The organism is Variovorax boronicumulans NBRC 103145 (assembly GCF_001591345.1).
GTDB classification, from domain to species: domain Bacteria; phylum Pseudomonadota; class Gammaproteobacteria; order Burkholderiales; family Burkholderiaceae_C; genus Variovorax; species Variovorax boronicumulans.
In genome coordinates, this window is sequence record NZ_BCUS01000041.1 from 1 (window position 1) to 14,071 (window position 14,071).

Here is a 14,071-nt window from a genome sequence, read left to right on the forward strand (position 1 = left end):
GGTGCGGCGGGTGCAGGCGCAGTCACGGGCGCCGGGGCTTGCACCATCGGGGCCGCGGGCGCCGCCTTTTCCATCGTCCGCGCTTCGTCCTTCTGGACCGACGCTGCCGCAGGGGCTTCGCGCCGCCGCGACGCTTCACGCGTTTCCTGCGTCTCGCGCTGCTTCAGGGTTTCTTTCGCATCGCGCGCCGCTTCGCTGCGCTGCGCAGCGGGCGGTGTCATGTCCGCCGTTGCGGCCGGTTCAGCGGCTGGCGCAGGTGCTGCGGCTACTGCCGGTGCTTCGGCCGATTGCGCAGGCGCAGGCGGTGCCGACGCCGGCGCGGGCGCCCCGGCCACTTGCGCCTCGCCATCGAGCCGCGCGTCGGGCACCGGCTCGCGATGCCACAGCACGGTAACGAAGGTCGCCACGAGCACGGTCGCGAAGGCCGCGTTCCACGGCATGCGCGAACGCGGACTGCCGCCGCCGAACAGGCGTCGCCACCACGGCGCGGCCTGAACCGCAGGGCCGGCCGCCGGCGCGGAGGCCGCGGCGAGGTTGTGCGCCATCTTCAGGATCGCCTCGCGCGTGTGGGCCGCGGGCACGGCGTCGCGATCGGGCGCGTGGTCCAGCGCGCGACGCAGCCGCGGGTCGTGCAGGTCGTCGTCGTCCATGCCGGTGCTCATGCCCGCTGCTCCAGCACCGACAGGTAGCGTTCCATGCAGCCACGCAGCTTCTGCAGCCCGTAGCGCAGGCGGCTGCGCACGGTCTCGAAGCCGATCTCCAGCCGGGCCGCGAGCGCGTCGACGGTCAGGCCGTCTTCATGGTGCAAGAGAAAAGCCGCGCGCTGCTCGGCCGGCAGTTCGTCCAGGCAGGCCAGCAGCCGACGCCCGGCGGCGCGCCAGAACGCCAGCTCTTCGGCCGACGGGTGCGCCGACAGGTCGGTGGCTCCGTGGACGCCACGGTCGAGCGCGGGCACCGCGTCGCCGTCGTCGTCGGTCGCGTGGCCATCGAGCGTCACCTCGCGCCCACTCACGCGCAGGCGGTCCATCGCGAGGTTGTGCGCGATGGTGAAGGCCCAGGTGCGCCAGGTGGCGCCCTGCGGCGAGAAGCTGTCGCGCGCCGAGATGATCCGCACCCAGGTGTCCTGGAACACCTCGTCGGCCTGCGCGGCCAGCCGCGCGCCGAGCAGGCGCTTGACGAAGCGGAACAGGCCGCCTTCGTGGCGCGCATAGAGCACGTCGAAGGCGGCGGCGTCGCCGTGGGCGTAGGCCAGCATCAACTGATCGTCGGGCATGGCGTCGCGCTCGGTGGCGGTGCGGGCAGCAGCAGAAGGGGCGCGTGGCAGCGCAGACATCGCAGGATTGTCACCCGAGCTTGTACGGCGCACGGCGGCGATCGGGGTTAGGTCGAAACGCGATCCGACGCATTCGATCGCAGAAAAATCGACCTGAAAACGCCGGGAGTTGAACTGGGCCCAAAGCCTGGGCTATAATTTTGGGCTCGGTGCTGAATTGCACTGACGGCTCTTTAGCTCAGTCGGTTAGAGCGATGGAATCATAATCCACAGGTCCGCGGTTCGAGTCCGTGAAGAGCCACCAACACAGCCTCCCCGCCCCGGCGGAATGGCTCAAAAAGCCCTAAGTTTTCAACGACTTAGGGCTTTTTTCGTTCAGGCGTCCGATGCCGTCTCGCCCACCGGCACCCGGTCCAGCCGGAACGCCTCGGGCTCGCAGTGCACCAGGCGCCAGCCGTGGGCGCCGTGCAGCTGCAGTTCGTCCATCACGTCCGTCAACGTGCCGATGAGTTCGGTGCCCCAAAACCTGCGTGCGCCGCGCACGGGGTTTCCATGAGATTCCTAGTGCCTGCTGAATGGAAAACGGGACCGCAGCGCCAGCTCTACGGTTTGTTGACCGATGACTTAGGAAGACGGTCCCGTTCCATCCATCGGACGAGTCCGAAAGCGGGTGCGGCAAACATAGGCACATGGCGAAACTGTGAACAAAGCCCCTGGGACTTCTTACAAAGCACAAGGCCCTCGCGAGTCGGCGACTCGCAAGGGCCTTGAAAAAGAAAGCGCCGCAGCGCGAAGCGTCAGCGTCCGAGGTCTTTGGCGGACACGCCGCCGATGCCCCAGTTTTCCTTGGGCATGTCGTGCAGCCACACGCGCACGTTCTCCTTCGGCGCGTCGACGGCCTCGACGATGGCGCGGGTCACTTTCTCGATCAGCGCGCGCTTCTGTTCTTCGGTGCGGCCTTCGATGAGGTAGATCTGTGCAAAGGGCATCGTGTACTCCTGTTCGGTTCTTGAGTGCTTGATGCAGGTCAGACGAAGCGCAGGCCCACGCTGCCCATGCCCTGCACCTTCAGCGTGACGGCATCGCCGGCCTGCACGGCCACGGCCTCGGTGATGCCGCCCGACAGGATCAGCGTGCCCGCCGGAATCTCCTCGCCGCGCGCGCCCAGGTGGTTGGCCAGCATCGCAATGGCCGCGGCCGGGTGGCCGAGCACCGCGGCGCCCGCGCCGAAGGCCACGGGCTGGCCGTTCTTCTCCAGCACGATGCCCACGGTGCGCAGGTCGACCTCGCTCGCGGGCACGGCGCGTCCGCCCACCACGAAGCGCGAGGCCGAGGTGTTGTCGGCCACCACGCTCTTCAAATCGAACTTGAAGTCGCGGTAGCGGCTGTCGATCACCTCGATGCCCGGCAGCACGAAGTCGGTGGCCGCGAGCACGGCGCCGATGTGGCAGCCCGGGCCGCTGAGCGCGCGCTTGGTGACGAACGCGATCTCGGGCTCGACCTTCGGATGGATGAGCTCGCTCACCTTGCATTCGCCGCCCTCGGGCAGTGCGTAGTTGTCGGCCATGAAGCCGAAGACCGGCGTGGTCACGCCCATCTGCTTCATCTTGGCGTGCGAGGTGAGCCCGGCCTTCAGCCCGATGATGCGGTGGCCGCGCGCGAGCTTGCGGCGGCGGATCTCGTTCTGGATGGCGTAGGCATCGTCCCAGTCCATCTCGGGATGTTCGTCGGTGATCTTGGGCGTGTCGCGCGCTTCCAGCTCGCAGGTTTCCAGGTGCTCGGCGAGCGCGGCGATGGTGTCTTTGTTGAGCTTCATGCCGCGACTCCTTGTTGTTGCTGCTGCACGGCCTGGCGTGCGCGGGCCAGCGTGATGGCCGTGTCTTCGATCATGTCTTCCTGCCCGCCGACCATGCCGCGCCGCCCCAGCTCCACCAGGATCTCGCGCGCGGGCACGCCGTATTTCTTCTCGGCGCGCTTGGCGAACAGCAGGAAGCTCGAGTACACGCCCGCGTAGCCCAGCGTGAGCGAGTCGCGGTCGACGCGGATCATGTGGTCCATGATCGGCACCACGCGGTCCTCGGCCACGTCCTGGATGCGGAACACATCGACACCGGTCTCGATGCCCATGCGGTCGCACACCGCCACGAACACCTCCATCGGCGTGTTGCCCGCGCCCGCGCCCAGGCCTGCAGCGGCGGCATCGATGCGGTTGGCGCCGGCCGCGACGGCCGCGACCGAGTTGGCCACGCCCATCGCGAGGTTGTGATGGCCGTGAAAGCCCAGCTCGGTGTCGGGCTTGAGCGCCGCGCGCACCGCGCAGATGCGCGCCGTGACATCGTCGGGCAGCATGTGGCCCGCCGAGTCGGTCACGTAGATGCAGTTGGCGCCGTAGCCTTCCATGAGCAGCGCCTGGCGCACCAGCGTCTCGGGCGAGGCCATGTGGGCCATCATGAGAAAGCCCACCGTGTCCATGCCGAGCCGGCGCGCCATGGTGATGTGCTGCTCGGACACGTCGGCCTCGGTGCAGTGCGTGGCCACGCGCACGGTGTGCACGCCCAGGCCGTGCGCCATGCGCAGGTGGTCCACGGTGCCGATGCCGGGAATCAGGAGCGCCGACACCTTGGCCTGCTTCATGAGCGGGATCACGGCGCCCAGATACGCTTCGTCGGAATGCGCGGGAAAGCCGTAGTTGACCGAGCTGCCGCCCAGGCCGTCGCCGTGCGTCACTTCGATCAGCGGCACACCCGCTTCGTCGAGCCCGCTGGCGATGTGCGTCATCTGTTCGAGCGTCATCAGGTGGCGCTTGGGGTGCATGCCGTCGCGCAGCGTCATGTCGTGCAGGGTGACGCGGCGGCCCTGCAGGTGGGTGTTCGTGGGGGTGGTCATGGGGGTGCTCCTAGGCCACGGCGGGCTCGGGTTGCGGGAGGCTGGCGAGCATCGCTTCGGCGAACATTTCGGCCGTGCGCGCCGCGGCGGCGGTCATGATGTCGAGGTTGCCGGCGTACTTGGGCAGGTAGTCGCCCAGGCCCTCGACCTCCAGGTAGATCGACACGCGGTGGCCGTCGAACACCGGTCCGTTCACGAGCTTGTAGCCCGGCACGTACTTGCGCACCTCGGCGATCATTTCGTGCACCGAGGCCGTGATGCGCGCCTCGTCGGGTGGGCCTTCGGTGAGGCAATGCACCGTGTCGCGCATGATCAGCGGCGGCTCGGCCGGGTTGACGATGATGATCGCCTTGCCCTTGGCCGCGCCGCCCACGCGCTCGACCGCACCGGCCGTGGTGCGCGTGAACTCGTCGATGTTCTTGCGCGTGCCCGGGCCGACCGAGCGGCTCGACACGGTGGCCACGATCTCGCCGTATGCCACCGGCTGCACGCGCGACACCGCCGCCACCATCGGAATGGTGGCCTGCCCGCCGCAGGTGACCATGTTGACGTTGGCCGGCCGCGCGCCGCCTTCCATCAGCAGGCTCTTGAGGTTGACCGGCGGCACGCAGAACGGGCCGATGGCCGCGGGCGTGAGGTCGATCATCAGCACGCCCAGCGCGTTGAGCTTGGCGCTGTTCTCGGCGTGCACGTAGGCGCTGGTGGCGTCGAACGCGATCTGCACGCCGTCGGCCTGCACATGCGGCAAGAGGCCGTCCACGCCTTCTGCCGTGGTCTTCAGGCCCATCTCGCGGGCGCGCTTCAGGCCGTCGGATTCGGGGTCGATGCCCACCATCCACACGGGTTCGAGCACCGGGCTGCGCTGCAGCTTGGCGAGCAGGTCGGTGCCGATGTTGCCGGGGCCGATCAGCGCGCACTTGATCTTCGTTGGGGTCGTCATGGGGTTGTCTCCTTCAGTGGAAGCGCACCGAGCAGCCGCCGAGGCCGCCGATCGAGACGCGGAAGTTGTCGCCGGCCTTGGCGGGGAACATCGCGGCGAGCGCGCCCGACAAAATCACCTCGCCCGCCTTGAGCCCGATGCCCAGCGCGCCGAGCGTGTTGGCCAGCCACGCGACCGCGTTCACCGGCGAGCCGAGCGCGGCGGCGCCCGCGCCGGTGGCGATGATTTCGCCGTTCTTCTCCAGCACCATGCCGCAGGTCACCAGGTCGATGCGGCGCGGATCGACCGCGTGGTCGCCCAGCACGAACACGCCGCACGAGGCGTTGTCGGCCACGGTGTCGGCGATCTGGATCTTCCAGTCGCGGATGCGCGAATCGACGATCTCGAAGCAGGGCATCACGCACTCGGTGGCGGCCAGCACGTCGGCGTTGCCGATGCCGGGGCCCATGAGGTCGCGCTTGAGCAGAAAGGCGATCTCGCCCTCGGCCTTGGGCTGGATGAGCGTACGGCTGTCGATCGACTCGCCCTCGCCGACGACCATGCCGTCGAGCAGGTAGCCGAAGTCGGGCTGGAACACGCCCAGCATGTTCATCACGGCGCGCGAGGTGACGCCGATCTTCTTGCCGACGACGCGCTCTCCGGCGTCGAGGCGGCGCGCGATCATGCGCTGCTGCACGCCGTAGGCGTCGGCGATGGTGATGCCTTCGTGCCGGCTGGTGAGCGGCTCCACGACGCTGCGCTCGCGCAGCGCGTCGTAGAGCTCGTCGCCGAGCCGCTGGATGAGGGTGGGGTCCATGGTGGGTTCTGTCCTTTGCTCTGTCTCAGGTGAATCAATCGGTCAATCAGTCAATCGGCTTCGTTCAGGAAGTCGCCGACCAGGCGGGCGAAGCGTGCGCTGTGCTCGATCTGCGTCCAGTGGCCGCAGCGGCCGAACACATGCAGCTGGCTGCGGGGAATCCACTGGCTCAGCGTGAGCGAGGTGGCCAGCGGAATCACCTGGTCTTCGCGGCCGTGGATCAGCAGCGTCTCGTGCGGCAGGGCGCGGATGGCGGCCTCCGGGCTCGCCATGGCATCGACCCAGCGCTGGCGCGGCGCCGGGAACATCGCGCCGAAGGTCTCCTGGAAGCCGGGTCGCATGCTGGCCTCGTAGCGCAGCTGCGCGAGCTCGTCGGTGACGAGGGCGCGGTCGAACGCGAACACGTCCATGATCCGGCGCATGTTCGCGAACGAGGGCGTGTAGCCCCACACCGCGTCGAGCCCCGGCGTGATCGCGAAGGGCACGCCCACGCTGCCCATGAGCACCAGCCGGCGCACGCGGTGCGGCGCGCGGATGGCCAGCGCCAATGCCATCGCACCGCCGAAGGAGTTGCCCACCACGTCGGCGCGTTCGATGTCGAGCGCGTCGAGCAGGTCGAGTGCCTGCTGCACCCAGGCGTCCATCGTGTAGGCCACGCCGGGCACGCGCTCGGTGAAGCCGAAGCCGGCCATGTCGGGCGCGATCACGCGGCGCGTTTGCGCCAGCACCGGCAGCACCAGCCGCCAGTTGGCCCACGCGCTCACGCCCGGGCCCGAGCCGTGGATGAAGAGCACCGGCGCGCCCTCGCCCAGGTCGTGGACGTTGGTGTGGAAGGCGCCGGTGCGGATGCTGTTCGCGATTTCGGGGTTGCTCACCGCCGGGCCCTCACAGCTTGATGCAGACGTTGCGAAGTTCTGTGTAGAACTCAAGCGAATGCATGCCGCCCTCGCGGCCGATGCCCGACGACTTGGCGCCACCGAAGGCCGTGCGCAGGTCGCGCAGGAACCAGCTGTTGACCCAGCAGATGCCGACCTGCACCTGCTTGGCCACGCGGTGCGCGCGGCCCAGGTTCTCTGTCCACACGGTGGTCGCCAGGCCGTAGTCGGTGGCGTTGGCCAGCGCGATGGCTTCCTCCTCGGTGTCGAAGGGCGCGATGTGGCAGCAGGGGCCGAAGATTTCCTCGCGGATCACCGAGGCCGTCTCGGGCAGGCCGGTCCAGATGGTGGGCTGCACCCAGTGGCCCTCGGCCAGCGCGCCGGGCATCGACGGCACGCCGCCGCCGGTGACGACGGTGGCGCCCTCCTTCACGGCCTTCTCGTAGTACGACAGCACCTTCTGCTGGTGCTCGCGCGAGATCAGCGGGCCGATGCCCACGCCGGCTTCCTCCGACGGGCCCGGCTTGAGCGCCTCGGCCTTGGCCTTGAGCGCCGCGACGAAGCGGTCGAAGATCGGCCGCTGCACGTAGACGCGCTCGGTGCCCAGACAGACCTGGCCGCAGTTCTCGAAGGCCGAGCGCGTGATGCCGGCCACGGCCTTTTCGAAATCGGCGTCGGCGAACACGATGCCGGCGTTCTTGCCGCCGAGTTCGAAGGACACGGGCCGCACGCCCTTGGCGGCCGCACCCATGATGGCCTCGCCAGTGCGCGTCTCGCCCGTGAAGGTGATGCCGTCCACGCCCGGGTGCGTGGTGAGGAACTCGCCGGCCGAGTCGGGGCCGAAGCCGTGCACCACGTTGTAGACGCCCGGCGGGATGCCGACCGCGTTCATCACCTCGCCCAGCAGCGTGGCGGTGGCCGGCGTTTCTTCCGAGGGCTTGACCACCACCGTGTTGCCGCAGGCCAGTGCGGGGCCGACCTTCCAGGTCATGAGCAGCAGCGGCAGGTTCCACGGGCACACGACGCCGATCACGCCCAGCGGCGAGCGCACGGCGTAGTTCAGCGCCTGCCCGCCGTCGGGCGTGGCCATCTCGAAGCTCTCGGTGGGCACGTTCTTCACGATGTCGGCAAACACCTTGAAGTTGGCCGCGCCGCGCGGGATGTCGACGTGCGAGGCCAGCGCGTGCGGCTTGCCGGTGTCGGCCATCTCGGCGGCCAGGAAGTCGTCGAAGCGCCGGTTGATCTCGTCGGCCACGGCATGCAGCAGCTCGACGCGGCGCGCGACGCTCATGCGGCCCCACTCGCCGTTGAGGGCCGCACGCGCGGCGCGCACGGCCGCGTCGACCTCGCTGCGGCCGGCCTCGTGCACCTTGCCGATGACGCGGTTGTCCACCGGCGCGCGGTTGTCGAAGGTCTTCGTCGTGGCGACGAACTCGCCGCCGATGAAGTTCATGAACTGTTTCATCGCACCGTCTCCTTCAGGTCACCACGCTCAGGAAGTTCTCGTTGAGCTTGCGGTCGTGATAGAAGATCGCGCGCCCGAGTTCGTCGTCGGTCCACACCAGCGGCGGCTTGTCGGGGTAGAAGATGTAGCCGCCCGAGAACACCTCGTTGCGGTTGCCGCTCGGGTCGAAGAAGTAGATGGTTTCGCCGCGCGTGATGCCGTGGCGCGTGGGGCCGATGTCCAGCGACACGCGCTTCTTGGTGATGATGTCGGCCGCCTTGAGCACCTCGCCCCAGTTGTCGAGCAGGAACGAGGCGTGGTGGAACTTGTTCTTCTCGGGATGGCGGATGAAGGCGATGTCGTGCGGCTTGGTCGAGCAGGTGAGAAAGGCCGCGATGTACATGCGCTCGGGGCCGGCCACCACGCTCTCGGCCAACTGGAAGCCCAGCACCTCGGTGAACAGCTTCATGGTGCCGTCGAGGTCGTCGCCATACAGCAGGCAGTGGTCGAAGCGCGAAGGCGCCATGCCCTTGAGGTCGTCGGGGTAGACCTCGGGGTTTTCATACGGCATGCCGTTGCCGACCTTCTCCTTCTCGGCGAAGAGCTCGATGGCATGGCCGGTGGGCACAGTGAAGCGAAAGCGCTTGCCGGTGCGCAGGTGCTCGCCAGCTTCGATCCACTGCATGTCGGTGGCCAGGCCGCTGGCCTTCAGGTCGGCGGCGAGCTGGTCGAGCGTGGCGGGCGAATCGACGCGAAAGCCCATGAAGTCCATGCCGGCCTCGTCGGCTTCGCGCAGCACGACGCTGTGGTGGTCGTGCTCGTCCCAGGCCTTGAGGTAGATGCGGCCCTGCGCATCGCGCCCGGTTTCGATCAGGCCCAGCACGTCGCGGTAGTGCGTGAGGGCGGCCCCGAGGTCAAGCACGCGCAGTTGCACGTGTCCGGGGCGAATGACGCCAGTGAGTGCCATGGAAGTCTCCTTTGGTGGGTGAGGGAAAGGTTCAGGTGGGGGAACGGGGAACGGCGGGCTGCGACGCGGCCAGGCGCCGCTCGATGCAGCGCGCCAGCTTCTCGACAGCGCGCAGGGCCAGGTCGCTCTGCGGGTACGCGCGGCAGGCCAGCACGTAGCCCTGGGCTTCTTCTTCGGCGCTGACGTGGCAGCGGCTCATGCGCTCGCGGCGCACGGCGCCCGACTCGATGCGCACCTTGCACACGCCGCAGCCGCCGCCGCGGCAGCCGACCGGGATGCCCTTGCGGCCCAGCTGCTCCATGCCGCCGAGCAGGGTCTGGTCGGCGCGGCACAGGTAGTGCTCACTGGTGTTGCCGATGGCGACGGAAAAGCGCATGACCGGCTCCACGTCACAGCGCCTTGAACAGCGGGCTGCGCGGCGCTGCAGAGGCCGCATCGGCAGCGGTGAAGAATTTCTCGGTGTAGATGTCGCGCTCGAACAGCCGCCCCTGCATCAGCGTGGCGATGCAGGCCTCGGTCATCGGCGGCGGCCCGCACAGGTAGGCCTTGTGGCCGCGGAAGTCGTTCGCGAAATGGGCCTTCAGCGCCTCGTGCGCAAAGCCGCGCGCCCCGTGCCAGTCGCTGTCGGCCGGCAGGTCGGACAGCACGGGCACGTAGGTGAAGTTGGGGTGCTGCTCGGCGAGCTGCTCGAAGAGCGCGCGGTAGTACAGCTCTTCGGTGTTGCGCGCGCCCTGCACCAGCGTGATCGGCAAGGTGCAGCCTTCGGCCAGCAGGTCGAGCACCATCGACTTCGGGCTCGACAGGCCCGAGCCGCCGGCCACGAAGATCATCGGCAGCCCCGCCGACTTGCGCACGAAGAAGCGACCGTTGGGCGCGGTAAAGCGCAGGCGCTGGCCCACCTGCAGTTCGTCGTGCAGCCAGCCCGTGGCGCGGCCATTCGGCACGCGGCGGATGTGCAGCTCGACGAGGTGGTCGTCGGGTGCGTTGGCGATCGAGAAGGCGCGCGCGCCCTCCACGCCCGGCACGTGCAGCATCACGTACTGGCCGGCCTGGAACGGTGCTGGCCGGTCGGTGCGCAGCCACAGGCCGCGGATGGTGGGCGTGAGCATGCGGGCCTCGACCAGCTCGGCGTCGAAGTCTTCCAGCGGCAGGAACTGCGCGTCGGGGTCTTCGTCGATCTCGGCCTCGATGACCAGGTCGGCCTGCGCCATCGCGCAGCACGCGAGGATCTTGCCGTCGTCGCGCTCGAAGTCCATGAGCGCGAAGTTGGAGGCGTCGCCGTGCTCGCATTCGCCTTCGAGCACCTGCACCTTGCAGGTGCCGCACACGCCGTGGCCGCAGGCGTGCGGCAACCACACGCCGGCGCGCAGGCAGGCATCGAGCACGGTCTGTCCGTCGCGCGCCGCCACGGCCTGGCCGAGCGGCTCGATCATGATCTGGAAGCTCATGGCAAGGCCCTCCTTCCTGTGCTCAGCTGAACGAGCCGCCGATGCCCGTGAGCCCGGGCGTGCGAAAGCGCAGCGCCGACTTGTGGACCAGGCCGTTGTCGGCCAGCGACTTCGACACGTCGGGCGCGAAGGGCTTGCCGGAGTCGAACCATTCGACCTTCGACCAGTCGACCTTCTCGAAGTCGGGGTGGCTGCCGTACACGCCGGGCAGCACGTCGCTGACGAGCGCGCCGAAGGGCATGGCCGCGGGCAGCGGCAGGCACACGGGGGCGCAGAAGAGCAGGTGGTCTTCCCAGCCGATGTAGAGCAGGCGGTTGCCGTGGAAGCGGTCTTCGCTGTCCATGACGGTGCCGGTGTAGCCGGGGGCGAGTGCAACAACAGACATGTCGGTCTCCTTGTTTCGGGGTGAGCGCGGCCCGCACCGTGCGTGGGGCACGGCGGGAGCGCGGGGGTCGATGAGGGGTGGTGGGCCGGGTGCTCAGGCCACCTTGGGCTCGGCCGCCGACAGGTCCTGCCCTGTCCAGCGTTCCCAGTTGGCCTTGTCGGGCGAGGTGTTGAACTCGCCGTTGTCGGCGCCGACGTTGATGTGGTAGTAGTCCAGCACGGCCGCCAGCGGGTTGAAGCCTTCCACCGTCGGGTCGGTGCCCTCGGGGAAGCAGTTGCCCTGGTAGATCTGGTGCACCGGCAGCCAGGCCTGCACGTACTTCTCGGGCTCGCCGTCGAACACGTCCTTGCAGCCGTCGGAGCAGAAGTGGTACTTCATGCCGTGGTAGCTGCTCTCGCGATAGCAGATCTTGGTCGGGTCGTCAGGCTCGGTGAAGGCCATCGGGATCTGGCAGGTCTGGCACAGCATGGGCAGCGTGTTGTTGAACCAGCGCTTGCCCTGCTTCTCCTGCTCGGCCAGCCACTCGAAGCGCGGGCGGTACAGGCTGTCGAAGGTCTCGGGGTACTTCTCGGCCAGCCAGGTCATCTCGTCGGGCTTGGGTGCCCAGACGTTGAAGTTGGCGGCGTGGCCGTAGTTGTTGAAGATGGCCCAGGCCTCGTGCGAGATGCGGCTCTTTTCCTTCGACGCGACCTCGTGGTACTTGGGCATGCGGATGCCGTAGCGCGCCAGGTCTTCGAACAGCGCGCCGCCGTTCTTCTCGAAGTACATCTCCCAGGCCTCGGACCAGCTCATGACGCGCTTGGGCAGCATGTAGTCCATCATCATCGCGACCAGCGTGAGCAGGCGGTAGCCGCGCCAGAACCACTTGTCGACCCACTTCTGCACGATGGGCACGTTGTCGGGGTCCTGCTCGAGGATGAACTTCACCACCTCCAGGCCCAGCGTCATGTGGCGCGACTCGTCGCTCTGCGCCGAGAAGCCGAAGGTGACGGTGGCCATGTCGCCGTTGTAGGCGGCGCCGCTCATGAAGGGCATGAACAGCAGGTTGGTCAGCACGTACTCGAACGAGAACGAGATGGCGGTGATGAACTCGAAGGGCCCCGCGCTCATCGCGTCCTCGAAGTAGCTCTTGGGCACCGACAGGTACCACACGCGGTCGTGCATGTGCTGCGGGTCGTGCAGGCCGTGGAAGTACTTGTTGAAGTGGCTGATGGTGTGGAACTGCGTCTGCGCATGGCGCAGCTCGTCGATCGACTGCATCTGGCAGGCCACGCGCGCGCCCACGCCGCGCAGCGAACGCCCGGCCATGGCATAGCCGCGGTGCGCCGCGTACTCCAGCGGCGAGACGCCGGTGAGGAACAGCTTGAGCGTGTTCAGGTAGCGCGGGTCGCTGATGTTGAACTGGCCGTTGTTCTGCTGGAACGCATCGATGATCGCGTAGAGCTTCTTTTCCTTCTCGCCCTGGAACTTCCAGTAGGCGTCCATCGTGAGGCGGAACGGGTCTTCCCACTGATCCCAGTCGTGGATCTTGATGCCCTCGAACTTGTCGAAGGGAAACACGTCGTCCATCGACTGGTAGGTGGTCTCCCAGCCGAGGCCGCGCGTCATCATGGCGTAGCGTTCCTTCAGGCCGAGGCGCGGGGTGGTGGGGGTCTTTGCCGCTGCTTGGGTGGTCATGGCGTGGTCCTTGGTCGTGGTCCGGTGGGGGCTGGGCTCAGGCGCCCCAATGGAGGGTGAATTCGTCGTCGGTCTCTTCGATGCTTCCGGACAGCGAGATCAGGCTCAGGTGCAGTTCCTGCAGGTCCCAGCGGCGCCCGACCAGGGCTTCGACGCTCTCGCGGCGGATCACGAGGCGGCCGGGCGCGTCGATCTTCACCATCGCGGGGTACTCGGTGACGGTGGCCCCGGGGTTGTCGGCCACGATGGCCTCGACGATGGCGCGTGCGGCCTCGCCGGTCTGCAGGGCGATGAAGACGGGTGGTCGGGACACTTCGGCGGTGGCGGTGGTCATGGGGTGGTCTCCTTGGTTCGATCGATTCGGTCGTCAGGCGGCGGCGCCCGTGCGCACCAGGCGGGCCACGCGCGCATCGAGCGCGGCGTGCAGCGTCTTGAGCACCTCGGCGCCCTGCGCGCCGAGCGCCAGCGCGGCCAGCGGCGCCAGCGCCTGCACCGCCTGGTCGCGCCAGCTCGCGTACCACTGCGCGAGCAGCTCGGCGTTGGCGGGCGACTCGTCGGCGGCGGTCTTCAGCGTGGCATCGACCCAGCGCACGTTCTCGTCGAACCACTCGTTCATGAACTCGGTCAGCATCGCCAGCGCGTTGCCGGTGGCGGCGCTGTGCGCGTTCACGTAGTGGCGGTAGACCAGCGGGTACAGCAGGCCGTCGAGCACGAGGTTCTGGGCCACGAACACCTCGAACCAGTCCTTGGTGACGAACAGGTTTTCCATCAGGCGGCGCACGCCCTGCCAGGCCGGGTGCGCGAGCCAGGCTTCCTTGCCGGCGTCCAGCGCGCGGCCCGAGTTGCCGTCGATCTGCAGGCTGACGCGCGAGAGGTACTGCGCAATGCCCAGGCGGTCCATGGCCGCGTAGATGAAGGGCTGCGTGATGGCCGTGCCGTAGCCGTAGCCGCAGCAGTAGCTGTGGTTCATGTTGGCGCCCCACTCGTAGTGGCGCAGCGGCACCAGCACCTGCTGCAGCGACTCGCGCACGCCGGCATCGGCCTGGGCCAGCAGCTGGCGCTTCTCGGCGAACTCGAACTGGCGGTCGGCGCCCTCCTGCTGGCGCGCGCGGGTCATGGTGTACACGCCGTAGTAATAGTGCCGCGGGTCCTTGAAGCTGTACCAGTCGGCCATCACGAGCGCGGTGCGGCGCTTGTCGTACAGCGCGTGCTGCGGGTCCCACAGCGGCCGGTAGTGGAAGTTGGCGGTGGGCTGCATGTCCAGCGTGGCCTCCTGGTAGCGCGAGGCCGGCTTGTCGCCGAGCCGCCGCGCCACATGCGAGAAGGTCTGGCGGATCGGCCGGATGTCCGAGGTCTTGATGTCGACTTGCACGGGGTGTC

General features: G+C 68.3%; 16 protein-coding genes, 1 tRNA gene and 1 pseudogene. 1 reads left to right on the forward strand and 17 read right to left on the reverse strand.

Annotation, left to right across the window (positions count from 1 at the left end; genetic code table 11):
* Both VBO01S_RS13940 and VBO01S_RS13945 read right to left on the reverse strand, forming a co-directional pair.
* Positions 1-662, reverse strand: a pseudogene (locus VBO01S_RS13940) (hypothetical protein); the annotation flags it as partial.
* Complete coding sequence (locus tag VBO01S_RS13945; protein WP_062475124.1) at positions 659-1,333, reverse strand: sigma-70 family RNA polymerase sigma factor; 675 nt, start codon at positions 1,331-1,333, stop codon at positions 659-661. The gene VBO01S_RS13945 and the pseudogene VBO01S_RS13940, both read right to left, overlap by 4 nt.
* A gap of 167 nt (positions 1,334-1,500) precedes the next feature.
* Here VBO01S_RS13945 and VBO01S_RS13950 point away from each other — a divergent pair.
* Positions 1,501-1,577 (forward strand) — tRNA-Met (locus tag VBO01S_RS13950).
* Between the two features lie 71 nt (positions 1,578-1,648).
* Here VBO01S_RS13950 and VBO01S_RS33230 read toward each other — a convergent pair.
* The 15 genes from VBO01S_RS33230 to VBO01S_RS14020 all read right to left on the reverse strand — a co-directional run bounded on the left by VBO01S_RS33230 (position 1,649) and on the right by VBO01S_RS14020 (position 14,063).
* Complete coding sequence (locus tag VBO01S_RS33230; RefSeq protein ID WP_255221119.1) at positions 1,649-1,771, reverse strand: hypothetical protein; 123 nt, start codon at positions 1,769-1,771, stop codon at positions 1,649-1,651.
* A gap of 299 nt (positions 1,772-2,070) precedes the next feature.
* Positions 2,071-2,262 (reverse strand): 2-hydroxymuconate tautomerase, encoded by a 192-nt coding sequence (gene thmT / locus VBO01S_RS13955; protein WP_062475127.1) that lies wholly within the window; start codon positions 2,260-2,262, stop codon positions 2,071-2,073.
* A 38-nt stretch (positions 2,263-2,300) separates the two neighbouring features.
* Positions 2,301-3,089, reverse strand: a complete 789-nt coding sequence (gene dmpH, locus VBO01S_RS13960) for a 2-oxo-3-hexenedioate decarboxylase (protein WP_062475129.1) — start codon at positions 3,087-3,089, stop codon at positions 2,301-2,303.
* Positions 3,086-4,159 (reverse strand): 4-hydroxy-2-oxovalerate aldolase, encoded by a 1,074-nt coding sequence (gene dmpG, locus VBO01S_RS13965; RefSeq protein ID WP_062475132.1) that lies wholly within the window; start codon positions 4,157-4,159, stop codon positions 3,086-3,088. The genes dmpH and dmpG overlap by 4 nt, the downstream gene beginning before the upstream one ends.
* A 10-nt stretch (positions 4,160-4,169) precedes the next feature.
* On the reverse strand, positions 4,170-5,099 hold the full coding sequence (locus VBO01S_RS13970; protein ID WP_062475133.1) for an acetaldehyde dehydrogenase (acetylating): 930 nt from the start codon (positions 5,097-5,099) through the stop codon (positions 4,170-4,172).
* Between the two features lie 13 nt (positions 5,100-5,112).
* Complete coding sequence (dmpE, locus tag VBO01S_RS13975) at positions 5,113-5,895, reverse strand: 2-oxopent-4-enoate hydratase (protein ID WP_062475136.1); 783 nt, start codon at positions 5,893-5,895, stop codon at positions 5,113-5,115.
* Positions 5,896-5,945: 50 nt separating this feature from the next.
* Positions 5,946-6,770 carry an alpha/beta fold hydrolase gene (locus tag VBO01S_RS13980; RefSeq protein WP_062475138.1) on the reverse strand — a complete coding sequence of 275 codons (825 nt, stop codon included), beginning with the start codon at positions 6,768-6,770 and terminating at the stop codon, positions 5,946-5,948.
* Positions 6,771-6,780: 10 nt separating this feature from the next.
* Positions 6,781-8,235: a 2-hydroxymuconic semialdehyde dehydrogenase gene (locus tag VBO01S_RS13985; RefSeq protein ID WP_062475141.1), complete on the reverse strand. Its 1,455-nt coding sequence runs from the start codon at positions 8,233-8,235 to the stop codon at positions 6,781-6,783.
* Positions 8,236-8,248: 13 nt separating this feature from the next.
* A complete protein-coding gene (locus VBO01S_RS13990) occupies positions 8,249-9,181 on the reverse strand; it encodes a catechol 2,3-dioxygenase (protein ID WP_062475145.1) in 933 nt (310 codons plus the stop codon).
* Between the two features lie 31 nt (positions 9,182-9,212).
* The gene (locus VBO01S_RS13995) at positions 9,213-9,557 is read right to left on the reverse strand and encodes a 2Fe-2S iron-sulfur cluster binding domain-containing protein (protein ID WP_062475237.1); all 345 of its coding nucleotides are present in this window, start codon (positions 9,555-9,557) and stop codon (positions 9,213-9,215) included.
* 13 nt (positions 9,558-9,570) lie between these two features.
* The gene (locus VBO01S_RS14000) at positions 9,571-10,629 is read right to left on the reverse strand and encodes an NADH:ubiquinone reductase (Na(+)-transporting) subunit F (RefSeq protein WP_062475148.1); all 1,059 of its coding nucleotides are present in this window, start codon (positions 10,627-10,629) and stop codon (positions 9,571-9,573) included.
* 22 nt (positions 10,630-10,651) lie between these two features.
* On the reverse strand, positions 10,652-11,014 hold the full coding sequence (locus tag VBO01S_RS14005; RefSeq protein ID WP_062475150.1) for a phenol hydroxylase subunit P4: 363 nt from the start codon (positions 11,012-11,014) through the stop codon (positions 10,652-10,654).
* Positions 11,015-11,107: 93 nt separating this feature from the next.
* Entirely contained in the window at positions 11,108-12,691 is a 1,584-nt protein-coding gene (locus VBO01S_RS14010; protein ID WP_062475153.1) for an aromatic/alkene/methane monooxygenase hydroxylase/oxygenase subunit alpha, read from the reverse strand.
* 37 nt (positions 12,692-12,728) lie between these two features.
* A complete protein-coding gene (locus tag VBO01S_RS14015) occupies positions 12,729-13,025 on the reverse strand; it encodes an MmoB/DmpM family protein (protein ID WP_174250302.1) in 297 nt (98 codons plus the stop codon).
* Between the two features lie 33 nt (positions 13,026-13,058).
* Complete coding sequence (locus tag VBO01S_RS14020; protein ID WP_062475156.1) at positions 13,059-14,063, reverse strand: aromatic/alkene monooxygenase hydroxylase subunit beta; 1,005 nt, start codon at positions 14,061-14,063, stop codon at positions 13,059-13,061.
* Positions 14,064-14,071 lie beyond the last annotated feature (8 nt).

Excerpts from the sequence above, each read along its gene's own strand:
- VBO01S_RS14000 (WP_062475148.1), bottom strand. The coding sequence starts at position 10,629 with ATGAGCTTCCAGATCATGATCGAGCCGCTCGGCCAGGCCGTGGCGGCG.
- VBO01S_RS14010 (WP_062475153.1), bottom strand. The coding sequence starts at position 12,691 with ATGACCACCCAAGCAGCGGCAAAGACCCCCACCACCCCGCGCCTCGGC.
- VBO01S_RS13945 (WP_062475124.1), bottom strand. The coding sequence starts at position 1,333 with ATGTCTGCGCTGCCACGCGCCCCTTCTGCTGCTGCCCGCACCGCCACC.
- dmpG (WP_062475132.1), bottom strand. The coding sequence starts at position 4,159 with ATGACCACCCCCACGAACACCCACCTGCAGGGCCGCCGCGTCACCCTG.
- dmpH (WP_062475129.1), bottom strand. The coding sequence starts at position 3,089 with ATGAAGCTCAACAAAGACACCATCGCCGCGCTCGCCGAGCACCTGGAA.
- dmpE (WP_062475136.1), bottom strand. The coding sequence starts at position 5,895 with ATGGACCCCACCCTCATCCAGCGGCTCGGCGACGAGCTCTACGACGCG.
- thmT (WP_062475127.1), bottom strand. The coding sequence starts at position 2,262 with ATGCCCTTTGCACAGATCTACCTCATCGAAGGCCGCACCGAAGAACAG.
- VBO01S_RS13990 (WP_062475145.1), bottom strand. The coding sequence starts at position 9,181 with ATGGCACTCACTGGCGTCATTCGCCCCGGACACGTGCAACTGCGCGTG.
- VBO01S_RS14005 (WP_062475150.1), bottom strand. The coding sequence starts at position 11,014 with ATGTCTGTTGTTGCACTCGCCCCCGGCTACACCGGCACCGTCATGGAC.
- VBO01S_RS13995 (WP_062475237.1), bottom strand. The coding sequence starts at position 9,557 with ATGCGCTTTTCCGTCGCCATCGGCAACACCAGTGAGCACTACCTGTGC.
- VBO01S_RS14015 (WP_174250302.1), bottom strand. The coding sequence starts at position 13,025 with ATGACCACCGCCACCGCCGAAGTGTCCCGACCACCCGTCTTCATCGCC.
- VBO01S_RS13970 (WP_062475133.1), bottom strand. The coding sequence starts at position 5,099 with ATGACGACCCCAACGAAGATCAAGTGCGCGCTGATCGGCCCCGGCAAC.
- VBO01S_RS13985 (WP_062475141.1), bottom strand. The coding sequence starts at position 8,235 with ATGAAACAGTTCATGAACTTCATCGGCGGCGAGTTCGTCGCCACGACG.